Consider the following 16818-nt stretch of genomic DNA (forward strand, 5'->3'; position numbering starts at 1 on the left):
AGTCTCTTCGGGGGGAGTTGGAACGGATGCGTGCCAAGGGCGGGCTCACCATCGGTCAGGCGGCGGCCTACGCGGGCGTCACGATCAAGACCGTGCGGCACTATCACCGGCTCGGCCTGGTCGCCGAGCCGGAGCGGGACACGTCGGGCTACCGGCGTTACGGCTCGGCCGAACTGCTCCGCCTGGTCCAGGCGCGGACCCTCGCCGGGGCCGGAGTGCCGCTCGCCGAGGTCGGTGAACTGCTCGACGCGGCGCCCGATCGGTTCACCGCCGCCCTGGACGACGTCCACCGCCGGCTCACCGACCAGATCGAGGACCTCGTCGCGCGCCGCGACACGCTGCACCGGATCACCCATGGCGACAGGGCCCTGCTGCCCGACCGGGCCTGCGAGGTCCTGGATCGCATGGCCGAACTCGGCTTCCGCGGCGAGTACTTGGCCACGCAACGGGAGGCGCTGGTGCTCACCCGGGCGCTGGTCCCGGAGATGTTCGACACCTTCCTGACCCGGCTCGAGCACCTCCTCGACGATCCCGAGCACGTCGAGCTGACCAAGCGCGCCTGGGACGCGGGGTCCTGGCCGCCCGACGACCCGCGGCTCGACGAACTGGCGGCGGCGCTCGCCGAGAAGTTGCTGGCCGACCGCGAGCTGCTGGCGGCGGGAACCAGGCTTCGGGGCCGCGCCGACAACGCGGCCCGATACGCACTGGTCAACCGCCACCGGGAGGACGACGCCCCCTCCATCGCCCGGCTGAACGCGCTGGTCGAGGCGCGGTTGATCGCGGCCGGTGTCGACTTCCCGCAGGGATAGGCCGACGGCGGCGATCCGGCGCGGTGCCGTGATCCGGCGCGTCGGCGTGATCCGGCGCGTCGGCGTGATCCGCTGCGATGGCGCGATCTGCTGTGAGCGCCGTCATATCGGGAATGCCGTGCACCGACGGTCCGTTGGGGGTTGAGTGCGCACTACGTGTGCGCGCCGTTCTCCTGCCCTGCGGTGAGCGCCCTGAGCGGCCCGGCCTGTGCGTGTGTGCCAAGTCCTGGCCCGCGGCGTACGGCCCGGCCGATGACTTCGACCGACTCTTGCGAGGTACAGCCCCACATGAGCCAGCCAACCAACGTCGAGAACGTGGACGCACCCGGGGAGGGCGGCAGTACGGCCGCCCCGCCCGAGGGCGGGACATCAGCGCGCGCGGGTGTCCTCATCGCGGTCCTTGTCGCGTCCGCGTTCGTGATGATCCTCAACGAGACGATCCTGAGCGTCGCCCTGCGCGACCTCACCGTCGACCTGGGGGTCTCCACGACGACCGTGCAGTGGCTGACCAGCGGCTTCCTGCTGACGATGGCCGTGGTCATCCCCATCACCGGCTTCCTTCTCGAGCGCTTCTCCGTGCGCGGGATCTTCCTGGCCTCGCTGACGGCGTTCAGCACCGGCACCCTGATCAGCGCCCTCGCGCCCGGCTTCGGCGTGCTGCTCACCGGACGCGTGGTGCAGGCGTTCGGCACCGCTGTGATGATCCCGTTGCTGATGACGACAGTGATGCGCCTGGTCCCTGCGGAGCGTCGCGGGGCGATGATGGGCACCATCACGATCGTCATCGCGGTGGCCCCGGCCATCGGCCCGACGGTGGGCGGCGCGGTGCTGTCCTCGCTGGGCTGGCGTTGGATGTTCTGGATCGTCCTGCCGCTGGCACTGGCGGCATTGGTGATCGGTGCGATATGGCTGCGCCTGGACAGCGAGACACGGAAGGTGCCGCTGGACGTGCTGTCGGTGGTGCTCTCCGCCGTCGGCTTCGGCGGCGTCCTCTACGGCCTCGCCTCCATCGGCGAGTCCGGCGGCGGGGAACACACCGTCGAGCCATGGATGCCGATCGTCGCCGGTCTGCTGTCCCTCACCGTGTTCGTCCTGCGCCAACTGCGCCTGCAGAGCCAGGATCGCGCCCTGTTGGACCTGCGCCCGCTGGCGAACCCCACCTTCTCCGTAGCCCTGTTGCTGTCCGCGCTGCTGTTCATGTGCATGTTGGGCGCGGCCGCGATTCTGCTGCCGCTCTACCTTCAGACGGTCATGGGGACGACCACCTTCGTCAGCGGCCTCGCCGTCCTGCCCGGCGGCCTGCTCCTCGGCGTCCTCGGCCGGCCCGTGGGCCGGCTCTACGACCGCGCCGGCGCTCGTCCGCTGGTGATCCCGGGGGCGGCCGCGTTGGCGGCCTCGCTGTGGCTGTTCTCGCTGCTCGACCCGGACTCTTCGCTGGCGGCGGTCATCGGCATGCACCTGCTGCTCATGGGCGGGCTCGGCCTGATGATGACCCCGCTCATGACGGCGTCCCTGAACGTGCTGCCGGACCACCTGCACTCCCACGGCAGTGCGATCCTCGCGACGATGCAGCAGGTCGCGGGCGCCTTCGGTACGGCGGTCTTCGTCACCGTGGCGTCCCGTGCGTCCGACGGTGCGTCCGGTGCGCCCGACGCGAGTGGCCTGAGCGCGGCGTTCGTCCTCGCGGGCGTCATCGGCCTTGTGGCGTTCGCGGCATCGCTGTTCTTCGGCCGCGGTGCGGGCTCTGTGCAGAGTGCCGTGACTGTTACGGGGGCCGGGACGCCGGATGCCGCTGAACGCCAACCGGAGTCGGCGGCGTAGCCGAAGGGGGCAGGGGCGCCGAGCTCGAGGAGACCATGGCTGTTCCCCGCCCTCTGAGCCGGGAGCGGGGGAGGCTCTCCACGCGAGGTCTTCCCCCTGCCCCCCCCCCACGCACATCACGCCCTCGTGTTCTGGCGGCTCAGCATGGCGCCGGCATGGTGGCCGGGGTCAGCCGACCGCGGCGTCGTCGACCTTGAAGCCCATGCTGACCCGGCCGTTGACGACCGACTTCGCGGTGACCGTCACCCCGTACTGCTTGCCCTCCGACACCAACTGGCAGCGGACGACGGCACCCACCTTGGCCGGAAGGTCCTCGGGGCAGGAGAAGGCGTCGGGCTCCTTGCCGACCTGCGCCGTCAGGGCGGCCTTGCCCTGACGGGCCACCTCCGCCCTCCTCACCGACCCACCGCCAGTGCCGGTGCTCGCCTCGTCGGTGGGCTCCGGATCCGCGGAGTCGTCGGCACCCGGAGCGTCGTCGACCTTGAAGTCCATGTTGACCTTGTCGCCGTCGACCGACTTCGCGGTGACCGTCATGCCCAGCTTCTCGCCGCCGTCGGTGAGCTTGCAGCGTACGGTCGCGCCCACTTCGGCCTTGAGGCTGTCCTCGCAGGTGATGTCGTCGGGCTCCCGGCCGATCTGCTTGCCCAGGGCCGTTGAGGCCTGCTTCGCGACCTCGTCCTTGCTCACGTTCTTCGATCCCACGCTCGCCGAACAACTCGCCGCGAACGCCACCGTCAACAGCGCTCCAACTGCTCGCACGGCGATCCGTCGCTTGGCCGACTGCTGCATGGGGGCTCCTCTTGCGTCAAAAGCTGGTCAGGTCAGGCTCCGGGGCGCGTAAAGCAGCCCCCTGGTTTCCAGCCACAATCTTTGGCCACGATGTCTTCCCGATGGCCGTGACGTCGCTCACTGGGATCTGCCACGCTCCGTTGGCCATTCGGGCCGGCGAAACAGGTGACGCGATCCAGGCCCGGTGTCGCCGGGGAACTCGACCTGTATACCTGTTTCCCTGCCCTTGCATGGACGAGGCGGTGGTGCCGTTGCGCACGCGGCGGTGCGAATCCGGTCTGGCCGGGGCGTCGTTCACTGACTCGAGCGGGGCTTGACTCTCCTGGTCCGGCATCAATGTGATGCCGCTTCGACGGGCGGCAGGCTGCACTTGGTGCCTGTGACCCGGCCGGTGTTCCTCGTCTTGGGCATCACTCGACAGAGGGGCTTCCGATCCACGAACGTCCATTTCCGGGCGACGAGTTGACGGTGCCGGCGCAGCACTGCGTCCTCGTGCCGTAGCGCCGGCACTTCCGCGTCTTTGGTCACGCGGGTACGCAGCACAGCAGTGGGCGTCGTGATCGGATTTCGGACGAGCGAGGCAATGGCCGACAGCGATATCCGCAGATCGTCGCAGGCTCGCCCGGGGCCGCGTCGTCAGACTCGGCAAACGTGCAGCGGGCCGGGAAGGACGCGGGGATTCGTCACGCAGCCGGGCCAAGTCGGCACACCTAGCCGCGCGTTGCATCCCTGGTCGCAAAGGCGGCCGGGGTGAGACCGGTGCGGTCGCGGAAGAAGCGGCCGAAGTTCGTGGCATCGGAGAATCCGAGGTGGGCGGCGACAGTCCGGGCGTCCCACTGCGCATTTCCCAGCAGGCGGAGGACATCGGTATCGCCGATCCGCACGCCCTCCAGCAGACGCTTGCCGCCTGGGACGTGTACGAGCGACTCGGCTCCCCCGAGGGCGAGTTGGCGATCGCCCAGGCCGTCGTCTACCTCGCCACCGCCCCCAAGTCCATCGCCGTCTACCGCGGCTTCAATGCCGCACACCGCGCCGCTCGCCGCACCGGTTCCCTCATGCCACCCGCCCACATCCTCAACGCCCCGACCCGGCTGATGAAGAACCTCGGCTACGGCAAGGACTATCAGTACGACCCCGACACCACGGACGGCTTCTCGGGAGCCGACTACTTCCCCGACGACATGGACCGCGAGACGTACTATCAGCCCACCGGCAACGGCTACGAAGCCCAGATCAGCGAACGCCTGCGCCACTGGGCCGCCCTGCGCAGGCAACACCGAAACCCCGAGGGCTGACGCCTGTTTGGGCCCCGCCCAATGTCCCGTTGTGGGGGCGCCGGGGTGTCCCTCTCCTGCGGCACCGAGGGAAAAGTCGACGTAGTGTAGATTCCACGGCCGGAGGCATCTGCGTGGTGACGGTCGGCCGTTCTGCGCCGACAGTGGCGGACATGCCGGCTCGCAGAGAGCAGATCAGGGGAGAAGACCGTGGGAAGGCGCAAGGACACGCCCCGGAAAGGCGACCTGCGTGAACAGGCCCTTCTGGACACAGCCGAGGCGCTGCTTGAGCACACAAGCCTCGAGGACCTGACCGTCGAGGCGATCGCCAAGGGCGCCGGCATCTCGCGTGGCTCCCTGTACTTCTACTTCGGCAACAAGCATGAAGTCCTCGCGGCGCTCGTGGAGCGCACCATGCGCACCGTCCGGGCCACGGCCGACGGCACCGCCCAGGACGAGGCCGCCGCACCGGCCGATGCCATGGAGCGGGCGGTGCGCGGAGTCGAGCAGGTCTGGCGCGAACACGGCACCGTCATGCGTGCGGCCGTCGACTACTCGGCGCTGCACCCCGTGATCGCCGCTGCCTGGAACGACACCGTCGAAGCCTTCGCCCGCACCATGACCGAGGTCCTGAAGCGCGCAGGCGTCCCAGAGGGCGACGGCGCCGAGGATGCGGCCGCCCTGGCGTATGCGCTGTGCTGGATGACGGAGCGCACCTTCTACCGTGCTGCCTGCTCGCCCGAGCCCGACCTGGCCCGGGCGACAGCGACCACTGTCGGTATCTGGCGTCGCGTCATGACCGGCTGAAAGGCACCTGCACGAACGGATTGGGGTCCGGGGCGGTCGCGGTGGGCGGTGCGCAGCCGGATTCCCCGGCAGGCGGCGCCCACCCGCTGGAGTTCGTCGAAGGAGGGCTGTGGTCAACTGGCCGCGATCTGCTGGCCGTCGGGAAAGTCGGTGGTGCGGGAGAGGGACTCCCAGGTGCGAATGTCCTCGTCCACCGCCTGTCGGCCGGCGGCGACCAGGCGCAAGGCGTCCGAACCGAGAACCAGGTGGGCCGGCGGCTTCGGCGCATCCAGGATCTGCAGTACCGCGGCGGCAGCCTTCTCCGGGTTGCCGAGCTGGTTGCCGCTCGCCTTGACGCGGGCTTCGCGGATCGGGGCGAACAACGCGTCGTAATCGTCGATGGATCGCTCGGAGCGGGTCATCGAGCGGCCGGCCCAGTCGGTACGGAAGGAACCCGGCTCGATGGCCGTCACGTGTATCCCGAAGGACGCGACCTCCTTACCGATTGCCTCCAGCATGCCTTCCAGGGCGAACTTGCTTCCGCAGTAGGCCGACATGCCCGGCACGGCCATCAGGCCGCCCATTGAGGTGACCGCCATGAGGTGACCGGAGCGGCGGCGACGCATGTACGGCAGCACCGCCTGGAGGGTGGCAGCGGCACCGAACACGTTGGTCTCGAACTGGGCCCGCACGTCGGACAGCGACGTCTCCTCGAAGACGCCCTCCAGGCCATAGCCGGCGTTGGCGATGACCACGTCGACCGGGCCGACGGACGACTCGACTTCCTCGACCGTCGCGAACACCGCGGCATCGTCGGTCACGTCCAGCTGCCGGGCGTGCGCCCGACCCGGCGCGAGCTCCTCGAACGCCGCCAGATCGGACTCCTTGCGGACAGTGCCGACCACAGTGTGGCCTGCATCAAGGGCGCCCTGCGCGAAGGCCCGTCCCAGGCCGCTGCTCACGCCGGTGATCAGGAATGTCTTCATTGCACTCACCTTGCTCTCTCGGGGAGCGCGGTCGGGCAGCGCGCCGACCCGCAATCCATAATCTACACGACGTCGACTTTTATCTTCGTGGCGAAGATTGCGACCGAACGTACGCAGGTCGGAATGGCGGCGCCCGAGCAGGTCGGAGCTCTGGGCCGACCGCGCCACCCCCTGTCGCCAGTACGTCCAGTACGTAGCGTTCGCGCTTGAGGCGAGGGCCGGCATCCCCTGAAGGCCAGGGGTGTGCCATCTCATGACGTCGGTCTCATGACATCGGTTCCCCGCGGTCAGGCTCGGCGGGCGTAGGACGCAAGGCGATCGGCGAACGCGGTGACGAGGTCGCGCAGTTCATCGGGGCGTTCGATGACGAACGGCCGGTCGAGTGCAGCGAGTACGGGAGGCAGCCAGTCGAGCCGCTCCGCCCGCAGTTCGACGCGCAGCCAGCGCTCGGTCGCCCGCTCCTGGTCCGCCGCGGGCTCGTGCTCTTCCAGGCTCGCGACGGTGGCGGGCAGGTGGGTGCGGATCTGCTCGACTGTCCCGTGGATCCGCAAGGTCACCTCATGCCGGTACTCGGCCGTGGCGAACGCCGACAGCAGGCGCTGTGCCGGACCGGGACCAACGGGCGCTTCGAACGAGCCGGGCAGGGTCCGCGCGTCCGCGATGCGATCGAGCCGGAAGGTTCGGTCCTCGCCGATCCGGGCGTCCTTGCCCGTGACGTACCACCGGCCCGAATGGGCGACGATCCCGTACGCGTGCAGCGTGCGTTCGCTGGGCCGTGCGTCGCGGTCGGTGTAGCGGATCGAGACCGGCCGGCGGTGGTGCACCGCATCGGCGAGGGTGAGCAGGACATCGGCGTCCGGGGTGTCGAACTCTCCGGGCTGTTCCGTGAAGGCGAGGGATTCCAGGAGTGTGTCGAGCCGGCGGGCGGTGTGCTTGGGCAGCACCCTGCGGATCTTCGCCGATGCCGTCTCGCTTGCCGTGTGCTGCGTCGTCGGCAGCCCTGTTCTGCGGCCGGCGACCAGACCGAGCAGCACGGCCAGCGCCTCGTCGTCGCTGAGCATGAGCGGAGGCAGCCGGTACCCGGGGGCGAGCCGGTACCCGCCGTAGCGGCCGCGCACCGATTCCACGGGCACGTCCAGGTCGATCAGTTGGTCCACGTACCGCCGCACGGTGCGCCCTTCGACGCCGAGCCGCTCGGCGAGTTCGGCCACCGTCCGGGTGCCGCCCGACTGCAGCAGCTCCAGGAGGGTCAGCACGCGGGCAGTGGGTCGGGACATGCACACAACTTAACGTGAATACCGGACCGATTCTGTCCTCTATTGCTCCTAACCTGCGCAGTGCACGCCACCACCAGCACAACCAAGGAGCCCCCCCATGAAGTTCGTCTCGATCCGCATCATCACCAGCGACGTGGCGCGCCTCGTCGAGTTCTACGAGCGAGCCACGGGGGTGCGGGCGACGTGGGCCACCGAGGACTTCGCCGAACTCGACACCGCGGGCGCCACCCTCGCGATCGCCGGCACCCGCACCGTCCCGCTGTTCGCCCCGGGCTCCGCCCGCCCGGCGGACAACCACAGCGTGATCACCGAGTTCCTCGTCGACGACGTGGACCGCGTTCACCAGAACCTGACCGGCCTCGTCACCGACTTCGTGGGCGGGCCCACCACGATGCCCTGGGGCAACCGGTCGCTACTGTTCCGCGACCCCGACGGCAACCTCGTGAACTTCTTCACCCCCGTCACCCCAGCGGCCATCGAAAAGTTCGCACGCTGACGCCATGGCCCAGCAACGGGGTCACAGGACTTCGGAGTTGGCGTGCGGAGTTGGGGTGACTGCTTCCCCCTGTCGAGTCTGGTTCACACCCCGCCCCACACCTCCTCCGCGGTCTCCACGATGAGCCGGAGCTTGGCCAACTGGTCCTCAATGGTGAGCTTGTTGCCCTCGACGGTGGAGGAGAAGCCGCACTGCGGGGACAGGCACAGCTGGTCGATGTCGATGTAGCGCGAGGCCTCCTCGATGCGCCGCTTGAGGGCGTCCTTGTCCTCCAGCTGAGGCCGCTTGGTGGTGACGAGGCCGAGGACGACGTGCTTGTCCTTGGGGACGTAGCGCAGCGGGGCGAACCCGCCCGAGCGCTCGTCGTCGTACTCCAAGAAGAAGCCGTCGACGTCGAGGCCGCCGAAGACCGCCTCGGCGACGAAGTCGTAGCTGCCCGAAGCGGCCCAGGAGGAGGCGAAGTTGCCGCGGCACATGTGGGTGGTGACGCGCAGATCGTCGGGGCGGCCGGCCAGGGCCTTGTTGATGTTGGCGATGTACGTCTCGTGCTGGTGCTCGGCGTCGCCGCCGATGGAGGAGACGTACGAGCGCTGCTCGGGGTCGTTGAGATAGGCGAGCGAGGTGTCGTCCAACTGGAGGTAGCGGCAGCCGAGTTCGTGCACGCCGCGGATCTGGGCCGCGTACGCGTCGGTCAGGTCCGACCAGAAGGCGTCGAGGTCGGGGTAGACGGACGCGTCGATCGCGGCGCGGCCGCCGCGGTAGTGGACCATGCTCGGCGAGGGGATGGTCAGCTTCGGGGTGATGCCGTCGGTGACGGTGTCACGGAGGAAGGAGAAGGCGTCGGCGAAGATCGTGCGCTCGAGACGCACCTTGCCGTCGATGCGCGTGGAGGGCGGCGCGAACTCGATGTCGCCGTCCTCGTTGTGGAAGCGGACATGCAGCGACTCGTCCTCTACGCGGCTGATGCCGCCGAGGGAGTAGATGAAGTCCATGTGCCAGGAGGCGCGGCGGAACTCGCCGTCGGTCGCGCTGCGCAGTCCTGCCTCCTTCTGCAGTGCGACGACCTCACGGACCGCCGCATCCTCGGCGGCGGCGAGCGCGGCGTCGTCGATCTTCCCTGCGGCGTGTTCCGCCCGCGCCCGCAGGAGCGCGGGCGGGCGCAGCAGGCTGCCGACGTGGTCGGCGCGGAACGGGGGCTTGGCGGTGGCGGCCATGGCGGGTCATCCCTTCATCGACTACAGCCCACAGCCTCACCCGGAATGATCCGTCTCTCAACCATCTGACCAGAGTCCGCGGGAATTCCCGCCGCACCGGGCGTACGGCGACGGGCGCCGGGTCGCCCGCACGACGGTGCGCCCGCATCCCGTTACTCGTACGAAACAGGACGTCCCTACGTTCCTTGCTGGCTGTTCCTGCTGGAAGGAGTCCGGTGTCCGTGATGAGTGAACGCGTTCCCTGTCAGGGGGACGCGATACGGCGCAACAAGTCGGCGGACCTTCGTCAGTGGACGGAGGTCATGGAACGCGAACACGCCGGCATGTCCTTCCGCGCGATGGGCGGTGACTTCGCAGGGGAGCTGCGGGCGGTGGGGGAGAGGGACCTTCATATGCTCAGCGTCGACGCGAAGTCGCTTGTCTCCCACCGAAGTTCGAAAGATGTCGCGCGGGATGCCGCGGAGCGCATCGACATTGTCCTCATGCTCGACGGCGGCGCCGTGGCCGAGCAGAACGGCGAGCAGACGGTCCTGCGCAGCGGTGAGGCGTGCCTCGTCAATCTTGGGGCGCCGTTCCGCTTTCACTGTCCAGGGGGCTTCCGGCAACTGGTTCTGTCGGTGCCGACAGCGGAGATGCGCCGACGCGGGACGCGGGTGGACGAGTTGATGACTCATGCCCTGCGCGTCGACTCGCACGGGCTCGGGGCTCCGTGGCTGGCCTTCGTTCAAGGCCTGTGGTCCTTGGTCTCCCGGCAGGGGCCGGGACCGCTGTCCAGCCTCCTGCCGAGCCTGCTGGAGGCCACCGAGATGCTCATGGGAACTAGCCCCGACCTGGCTCGGGCACTGAGCGCGTCGAAGCGTCTGTATGCCGAGGCCATGTCCCTGATCGAGACCTCCAGCCACGATCCGGGCTTCGGCCCCGACACCCTGGCCGCCATGCTCCACGTCTCGCGCCGAACCGTCTTCCGGGCCTTCGCCGAGCACGGAGCCACGGTGGCCGCGGAGATCCTGCGCTGCCGACTGGGGCGCGCCGAGCGGGCGCTGCGCTTCCAGGGAGCACGGGTCACGGTCGAACACATCGCGCACGCCTGCGGGTTCCGGTCCACGTCCACCTTCCACGCGCGCTTTCAGGAGCAGTTCGGAGTCTCGCCCCGGCGATACGCGCGCGGGGGCGCGCCTCGCCGGACGCGTGTGGCGCGGACGTGACACACCCTGCTGTCCTGTCCCAACGGCCCCCGGGTGCCCGGCACTTGTAGCCCCACCACGCCCCGCAGCGAAACGGGACCTGGGCCTCGACGCGCCCTGGCACGCGGTCGGACCATGTCGGCACCCGTTCGGAGAAACGGAAATCCCGGAGCCCCAGAGGCAACCACGACGCGTAACCCCACCTACGAAAGCTGTTGTCGCCCAAAGGTCCTGTGGGCCTTGTGGGTCCTCCGTTCCCGGTAGGCCCCTACGCGAGGAGAGTCATGCCCCAGCCCACGCCCACGCCCCACGACCGCGAGTTCGTCGAAGCCGCCATCGCCCAGCACGGCCTGACCGTCCCTCACGAGGAGGTCGACTTCTTCGTGGCGAACTACGCCCCGTGCAGGGCTGCGCTCGCGGCCCTCTACCGACTGAACGGCGTCCGCTACGAGGAGCCGGCCGTGACCTTCAACGCCCTGACCTGATCCGACCGGAGGACGCGTACCGACATGACCACAGTGGACCGTATCCCTGTCAGCAGCACCACGGGTGTCAGCAGTACCACGGGAGCCAAGACCCTCACGGACGTCGCCGAGGCGATCAGGACCGGGGCGACAAGCAGCGTCCAGGTCGTCACCGACGCGATCGAAGCCGCCGAGAAGTACGACAAGGCGGTCGGCATCTATCTCGCCCGCTATGACGAGCAGGCGCTCGAAGCCGCTCGGGCCGCCGACGACGCCCTGGCGGCCGGCGAACCGGTCGGCCCCCTGCACGGAGTACCGCTGGGCATCAAGGACATCATCAGCACTCGCGAAGGCGAGACCACCGCGCAGTCGCTCGTCCACGACCGCACGGCGATGTCCGGCGACGCCGTGGTCGTCGAACGGCTGAGGGCCGCGGGCGGCATCGTCATGGGCAAGCTCACCACGATGGAATTCGCCATCGGCATGCCGGACCCCGCCAAGCCGTTCCCGATTCCGCGCTGCTCCTGGGACCTTGAGCGCTGGGCCGGCGGATCGAGCTCCGGTTCCGGGTCGTCGGTCTCGCTCGGCGCCGTCCACGGCGCCCTCGGCACCGACACCGGCGGCTCCATCCGGATACCCGCGGCGTACTGCGGCATCACCGGCCTCATGCCCACGTACGGCCTGGTCCCCAAGTCCGGTACGGTGCCGCTCGGTTACACCCTGGACCACATCGGCCCCATGGCACGTTCGGCTCGCGACTGCGCCGCCCTGCTCGACGTACTGGCCGGGCCCCGCCCCTCGGACCCCACCCTCGCCGCGGCGCCGAGCGTCGACTACACGGGCGCCCTCACAGGGGATCTCACCGGAGTGTGCATCGGCGTCGACCGCCTGGAGCGTGTCAACCCGGAGTACGACCCGGCCCTGAACCGGGCCTTCGACTCCGCGCTCGAAGTCCTCGCCGGACTCGGCGCCCAGGTCGTCGACATCGCACTGCCCCACTACGCCGAGATGACCACGGCCGACGAAGTCATCATGTTCTCCGAGGCCTTCAGCTATCACCTGCCGGACCTGCGTACCCGGTGGCTCGACTACGGAGCCGCCACACGGCAGACCATCGGCGCCGCCCTCTACTACAGCTCCGCCGACTACCTCCAGGCCCAACGGGCCCGCCGCGTCGGCCAGAAGGCGATCCAGCGGACCTTCGAGAACGTCGACCTCATCCTCACCCCCACCGTCGGCGGCGGTGCCGCTTCCCTGGAACGCGTCAAGGACGGATTCTTCCAGCCCGGCGGCATCGGGCCGGTGTACACGGGCTACTGGGACACCACCGGAAACCCGGTGATGAGCGTCCCCTTCGGCTTCACGGACGACGGCATGCCCCTGGGGCTGCAGATCGCGGGACGCTGCTTCGACGAACAGCTCGTGCTGCGCGCCGGTGACGCGTTCCAGGGACGCACCGACTGGCACCTTCACGCCCCCGATCCGCTCAACTCTCCAGTCACGCAGCCGAACTCGACGGTCGGCTTGCAGGGCTGAACCGCGCCGACCTACTGATGCGGGAGGGGAGACGGAGGCCTTGTTGAACGTGCCGTTCCACGGGTGGGAGGCGGTGCCGGTCGCCATGTGGCTGTCCCGGGGCCGGTTGCCGTCCATGTCGCCGTCCCAGGAAAGGTCGTTGAAGAACTCGAACACTTCCCGAGCACCGGCACGGCGTACTCACCGCGCGGCATCGAAGAGGTCACCGCCTCGTGCTGAGCTCACGGGACGACGGTGGCGTGAAGTCTTCCGGCTCGCTCTCCGGTGACAGGGCGGAGGACTTCCGCATGCGGTCGTGCAGGCGGCGCAGCGGGCCCGGGGCCCACCAGTTGGCGCGGCCGGCCAGGCGCATGGTGACCGGGAGAAGGACGACGCGGATCAGGGTGGCGTCGACCAGGATCGTCAGGGCGGTGCCGATGCCGAGCTCCTTGAGGAAGAGCACGCCGCCCGACGCGTACGAGAGGAAGGACAGGGCGAGGATGCCGGCGGCCGCGGTGATCAGTGGGGCGGTCCTACGGATGCCCTCCGCGACGGCCGGGCGGGTGCTGCCCGTGCGGTCGTACTCCTCCTTGATGCGGGCGAGCAGGAACACCTCGTAGTCCATCGACAGGCCGTAGGCCACACAGAACATCAGGACCGGGATGCTCGGTTCGATCGAGCCGGTCGCGGTGAAGCCGAGCAGGCCGGAGAGGTGGCCGTCCTGGAAGACCCACACCAGGCAGCCGAACATGACGGACAGGCTGAGGAGGTTGAGGATCGTCGCCTTCAGCGGCAGCAGGATGCTCCCGGTCATCGCGAACAGCAGGAGGTACGTCGCTCCGAGGACGATTCCGGCGGCGAGTGGCAGTCGGTCCAGGAGGGTGGCGCGGAAGTCGGTGGTCTCGGCCGGGTAGCCGCCGACGAGGACGGACGTGGTGGGTGACTCGGTGGTCCGGATGCGGTCGACGAAGGCCGGGACGTTGCCGTACATGGCCTGTTGGGTGGGGATCTGCGCGATGCGGACGCGGCCGTCGGGGGAGGTCAGGCCGGACTGGCCGGGTGCGCCGGTACGTTGCCCCTCGCGATAGGCGCCGGTGGGGGCGTCCACCTGGAACGTGCCCGGGATGCGGGAGAGTTCGGCGGCGTACGAGGCGAGGGCCGCGGGCTCGGGGGCGGGGCCCCGCAGGACGAGGTGGACGGTGTCGGTGGGCTCGGCAGGGAACGTGCGGTGGATGATCTCGGACGTGGTGCGGGAGGAGGCGCCCTCCGGGAGGGTGCGCTCGTCGGGGAGGCCGAAGCGCAGGCCGAGCAGGGGCGCGCCGGCCAGGAGCAGGATCGCCAGGACGCCGATCCCGGACGACACCGGGCGGCGCATCGCGCCGAGCGCGGTGCGGTGCCACAGGCCGGAGTGGCGTACGGGGGACCGGCGTTCGACCTTGTCGCCCCAGCGGGAGAGCGCGGCCGGCAGCAGGATCACGGCCCCTGCCAGCGCCGTCAGCACGACCAGCGCGCCCGCGTAGGCGAAGGAGCGCAGGAAGAAGAACGGGAAGACGAGCAGGGCGCTGAGCGAAGCGGCCACCGTGACGCCGCTGAACAGGACGGTACGGCCCGCCGCCACCGTCGCCCGGGCCACCGCCTCCTGTTGTGCGTGGCCGGCCGTCCGTTCCTCCCGGTAGCGGCTGATGACGAACAGGCTGTAGTCGACGCCGAGTCCGAGGCCGAGCACGAGCGCGAGGTTGGCGGCGAACGTCGACACCTCGGTGAACTGCGCGATGGCCCGCAGCCCTGCGAGCGTCCCGACCACGGCGAGGAGACCGACGGCGACCGTGAGGAGGGCCGCCACCGTGCGCCGGTAGAGCAGGATCAGGAGCAGGGTGATCGCGGGCAGCGCGAACAGTTCGGCGCGCAGGAAGTCCGTCCGCGCCTGCTCGCCGACCTGGCGCGAGATCTCCTCCTGGCCGCCGACGCGGACGTCGACGGCCGCACCGGCCGTGCGGGGCAACCGCGGGGACAGCTCAGCCAGTTGGTCGCGGGTGTCGGTGGCGCTGCCTTCCAGGCGGACGAGCAGCAGTCCGCGGCGGCCGTCGCTGTCGCGCAGGGCGGGGCTGTCCGCCTGCCAGTAGGACGTGGTGTCGGTGACGTTCGGGACCTTCTCGACCTCGCGCTGCAGCTGGTTCGCCGCCCGGCGGGTCGCGGCGCTGTCGACGTCGCCGTCGCGGGCGGTGACCAGCAGGGCGACGTTGGGGTTCCCGGTGTCGAACTCCTCGCGCAGCACCTCCCCGGCCCGGACGGACTCGGTCCCCGGTGAGTTCCACCGCGACAGATCGAGCTCCGCGAGCCCGCCCGCGCCGTACCCGGCAAGCCCCAGGAAGGCCAGCAGGGAGACGACGAGGACGGTGCGGGCTCGGTGTACGGCAAGCCGGGCCAGAGCGGTGAGCATGGTGAACTGCCTTTCCCAGGGTGGGTGTTCCGTGACCGCCAGGCTCGATGCCACCGCTGACCGAGCGCTGGAACGCCCGCTGGAACAACCGCTGGAACGCCACCCGGGCTACCCTCGCCCCATGGGTGAGGGGGCGCACGTGAAGGCCGAGCGGGTGTTGAGGTTCGAAATGCTGGGCCCGGTACGGGTGTTGGGCGCGGACGGACAGGAGGTGCCGCTGGGCCCGCCGCAGCAGCGGGCCGTCCTGGCCGTCCTGCTCCTGCAAGAAGGGCGCTCCATCTCGTACGACGCTCTGGTCGACGCCGTCTGGGGCAGTCAACCGCCGCGCCACGTACGGAACTTGGTGCAGAAGTACGTCTCCGGGCTGCGTCGCTGCCTCGGCGATGCGGTCGACCTGACCTGGACGGGCGGCGGATACCGGCTGGCCGGCGCGGGCATCGACGATCTGGGCGAGCGACGCTCCCTGGTGGACCGGGCCATCGCCGCCCGGGACGCCGGCGACCTGCCTGCGGCCGCCGAACTCGTCGGGCGCGCGGAAGAGTTGTGGCGCGGTGACTTCGCCGAGGGCCTGCGTGCCCCCTACCTGGAGGCCGAACGTCAGCGCTGGGCGGAGAAGCGCGTGACCGTACAGGAAGAACGGCTGGCCGGCGAGATCGCCCACGGCCGCTCCTTCGAGCAGGTCCACGAGCTGATCCGGCTCATCGCCGCGCACCCGCTGCGCGAGCGTCCGGTGGAGCTGCTGATGCACGCCCTCTACCGCACCGGCCGCTCCTCCGAAGCCCTCGCCGCCTACGAGGCGACCCGGCACCGCCTCGCCGAAGCCCTGGGCGCGGACCCGGGCCCGACGCTGCGCGCACTGCATGCGCGCATCCTGCGGCAGGACGAGGATCTGCTGGCGGGGATCGGCGTGCGGTGAATCCCTGAGGCCTCAGACCCCAGGCCTCGTGTACGAGGACTCGAATCCCGCAGGGGCACGGGTGACCCTGCTTCCGTTTCCGGCCCGTCGCGCCCACCTGGCCGGACCAGATATTAAGTCAGTCGGTTGACTTAACTGGAAGTGTGAGGTCTAGTGATCAAGAGCGCGGAATCGAGGAGCCTGACATGGTGAACAGCACCCAGCCCCGCACCGGTCGCGGCGCCGGCACCCGCGAGGCCATCATGGCCGCGGCCGAGCGCCTCTACGCCGAGCACGGGCTGTCGAATGTCTCCAACCGGCAGATCGGCGAGGCGGCCGGCCAGGGCAACACCACGGCCGTCAGTTACCACTTCGGCAGCAAGGCGACCCTCGTGCGGGCCATGATGACCAGGCACGGCGATCAGGTCGACGTGATCCGCACACGTTACGTGGAGGCCGCCGGCGACAGCGACGACCTGCGGGACTGGGTCCGCTGCCTGTTGCGTCCGGTGACCGAGTATCACGCGGCCCTCGGTTTTCCGTCCTGGCACGCGCGGTTCGCCGCGCAGGTGATGACCGACCCGCTGATGCGGACGCTGGTGACGGACGAGTCCCTCACCCGTGACAGCCTGCGCCGCACCCTTCAGGGGCTGGGCCGGTGCCTGTACGACATCGTGCCTCCCGAAGTCCGCCCCCAGCGCGCGGAGATGGCCCGCCATCTGATCACCCATACCTGCGCGGAGCGCGAACGCGCCCTCGCCGAAGTCCCGGCCGAGCCCGGCCCGTCCTGGGAGCGCATCGCCGACGCGCTGGAGGACGCGCTGGTGGGGCTCCTCGCCGCGCCCACCACCCGTCGCTGAAAGACCGT

15 protein-coding genes and 1 pseudogene are annotated in these 16818 nt (G+C 69.8%); 10 read left to right on the forward strand and 6 right to left on the reverse strand.

The genetic code is table 11. The features are described from left to right. The first annotated feature begins 26 nt into the window (after positions 1–26). Both OG746_RS21825 and OG746_RS21830 read left to right on the forward strand, forming a co-directional pair. Positions 27–809 (forward strand): MerR family transcriptional regulator, encoded by a 783-nt coding sequence (locus OG746_RS21825; RefSeq protein WP_266717005.1) that lies wholly within the window; start codon positions 27–29, stop codon positions 807–809. A gap of 288 nt (positions 810–1097) precedes the next feature. Next, complete coding sequence (locus tag OG746_RS21830; protein WP_266717007.1) at positions 1098–2630, forward strand: DHA2 family efflux MFS transporter permease subunit; 1533 nt, start codon at positions 1098–1100, stop codon at positions 2628–2630. A 168-nt stretch (positions 2631–2798) separates the two neighbouring features. On the opposite strand, the gene OG746_RS21835 is transcribed toward OG746_RS21830, so the two are convergent. Together OG746_RS21835 and OG746_RS21840 are read right to left on the reverse strand one after the other, a co-directional pair. Continuing rightward, positions 2799–3419 (reverse strand): DUF4333 domain-containing protein, encoded by a 621-nt coding sequence (locus OG746_RS21835; RefSeq protein ID WP_266717009.1) that lies wholly within the window; start codon positions 3417–3419, stop codon positions 2799–2801. Between the two features lie 710 nt (positions 3420–4129). After that, positions 4130–4279 (reverse strand): annotated as a pseudogene (locus OG746_RS21840) (helix-turn-helix domain-containing protein); the annotation flags it as partial. Between the two features lie 54 nt (positions 4280–4333). Here OG746_RS21840 and OG746_RS21845 point away from each other — a divergent pair. Beyond that, positions 4334–4714, forward strand: a complete 381-nt coding sequence (locus OG746_RS21845) for an AAA family ATPase (protein ID WP_323179644.1) — start codon at positions 4334–4336, stop codon at positions 4712–4714. Between the two features lie 189 nt (positions 4715–4903). Continuing rightward, the gene (locus tag OG746_RS21850; RefSeq protein ID WP_266717011.1) at positions 4904–5500 is read left to right on the forward strand and encodes a TetR/AcrR family transcriptional regulator; all 597 of its coding nucleotides are present in this window, start codon (positions 4904–4906) and stop codon (positions 5498–5500) included. Positions 5501–5613: 113 nt separating this feature from the next. Here OG746_RS21850 and OG746_RS21855 read toward each other — a convergent pair whose 3' ends face one another. Further along, positions 5614–6465 carry an oxidoreductase gene (locus tag OG746_RS21855; protein WP_266717012.1) on the reverse strand — a complete coding sequence of 284 codons (852 nt, stop codon included), beginning with the start codon at positions 6463–6465 and terminating at the stop codon, positions 5614–5616. 287 nt (positions 6466–6752) lie between these two features. Then, on the reverse strand, positions 6753–7742 hold the full coding sequence (locus OG746_RS21860; protein WP_266717014.1) for a helix-turn-helix transcriptional regulator: 990 nt from the start codon (positions 7740–7742) through the stop codon (positions 6753–6755). 97 nt (positions 7743–7839) lie between these two features. Here OG746_RS21860 and OG746_RS21865 point away from each other — a divergent pair, with 97 nt between their 5' ends. After that, complete coding sequence (locus OG746_RS21865; RefSeq protein ID WP_266717016.1) at positions 7840–8238, forward strand: VOC family protein; 399 nt, start codon at positions 7840–7842, stop codon at positions 8236–8238. 83 nt (positions 8239–8321) lie between these two features. Here OG746_RS21865 and OG746_RS21870 read toward each other — a convergent pair whose 3' ends face one another. Next, positions 8322–9452 carry a 5-methyltetrahydropteroyltriglutamate--homocysteine S-methyltransferase gene (locus OG746_RS21870; RefSeq protein ID WP_266717018.1) on the reverse strand — a complete coding sequence of 377 codons (1131 nt, stop codon included), beginning with the start codon at positions 9450–9452 and terminating at the stop codon, positions 8322–8324. Between the two features lie 302 nt (positions 9453–9754). On the opposite strand from OG746_RS21870, the gene OG746_RS21875 reads away from it, so the two are divergent. The 3 genes from OG746_RS21875 to OG746_RS21885 all read left to right on the forward strand — a co-directional run bounded on the left by OG746_RS21875 (position 9755) and on the right by OG746_RS21885 (position 12636). Further along, the gene (locus OG746_RS21875; RefSeq protein ID WP_266717020.1) at positions 9755–10657 is read left to right on the forward strand and encodes an AraC-like ligand-binding domain-containing protein; all 903 of its coding nucleotides are present in this window, start codon (positions 9755–9757) and stop codon (positions 10655–10657) included. Between the two features lie 263 nt (positions 10658–10920). Beyond that, the gene (locus OG746_RS21880) at positions 10921–11121 is read left to right on the forward strand and encodes a hypothetical protein (protein WP_266717022.1); all 201 of its coding nucleotides are present in this window, start codon (positions 10921–10923) and stop codon (positions 11119–11121) included. Between the two features lie 24 nt (positions 11122–11145). Beyond that, positions 11146–12636 carry an amidase gene (locus tag OG746_RS21885; RefSeq protein WP_266717024.1) on the forward strand — a complete coding sequence of 497 codons (1491 nt, stop codon included), beginning with the start codon at positions 11146–11148 and terminating at the stop codon, positions 12634–12636. Positions 12637–12838: 202 nt separating this feature from the next. Here OG746_RS21885 and OG746_RS21890 read toward each other — a convergent pair whose 3' ends face one another. Beyond that, complete coding sequence (locus OG746_RS21890; RefSeq protein WP_266717025.1) at positions 12839–15055, reverse strand: MMPL family transporter; 2217 nt, start codon at positions 15053–15055, stop codon at positions 12839–12841. Positions 15056–15176: 121 nt separating this feature from the next. Here OG746_RS21890 and OG746_RS21895 point away from each other — a divergent pair, with 121 nt between their 5' ends. Together OG746_RS21895 and OG746_RS21900 are read left to right on the forward strand one after the other, a co-directional pair. Then, entirely contained in the window at positions 15177–15971 is a 795-nt protein-coding gene (locus tag OG746_RS21895; RefSeq protein ID WP_266717026.1) for an AfsR/SARP family transcriptional regulator, read from the forward strand. Positions 15972–16156: 185 nt separating this feature from the next. After that, on the forward strand, positions 16157–16810 hold the full coding sequence (locus OG746_RS21900) for a TetR/AcrR family transcriptional regulator (protein ID WP_266717028.1): 654 nt from the start codon (positions 16157–16159) through the stop codon (positions 16808–16810). The last annotated feature ends 8 nt before the right edge of the window (positions 16811–16818 follow it).

Origin of the sequence: Streptomyces sp. NBC_01016, from assembly GCF_026341035.1 — a bacterium.
In the GTDB taxonomy this organism is placed as follows: domain Bacteria; phylum Actinomycetota; class Actinomycetes; order Streptomycetales; family Streptomycetaceae; genus Streptomyces.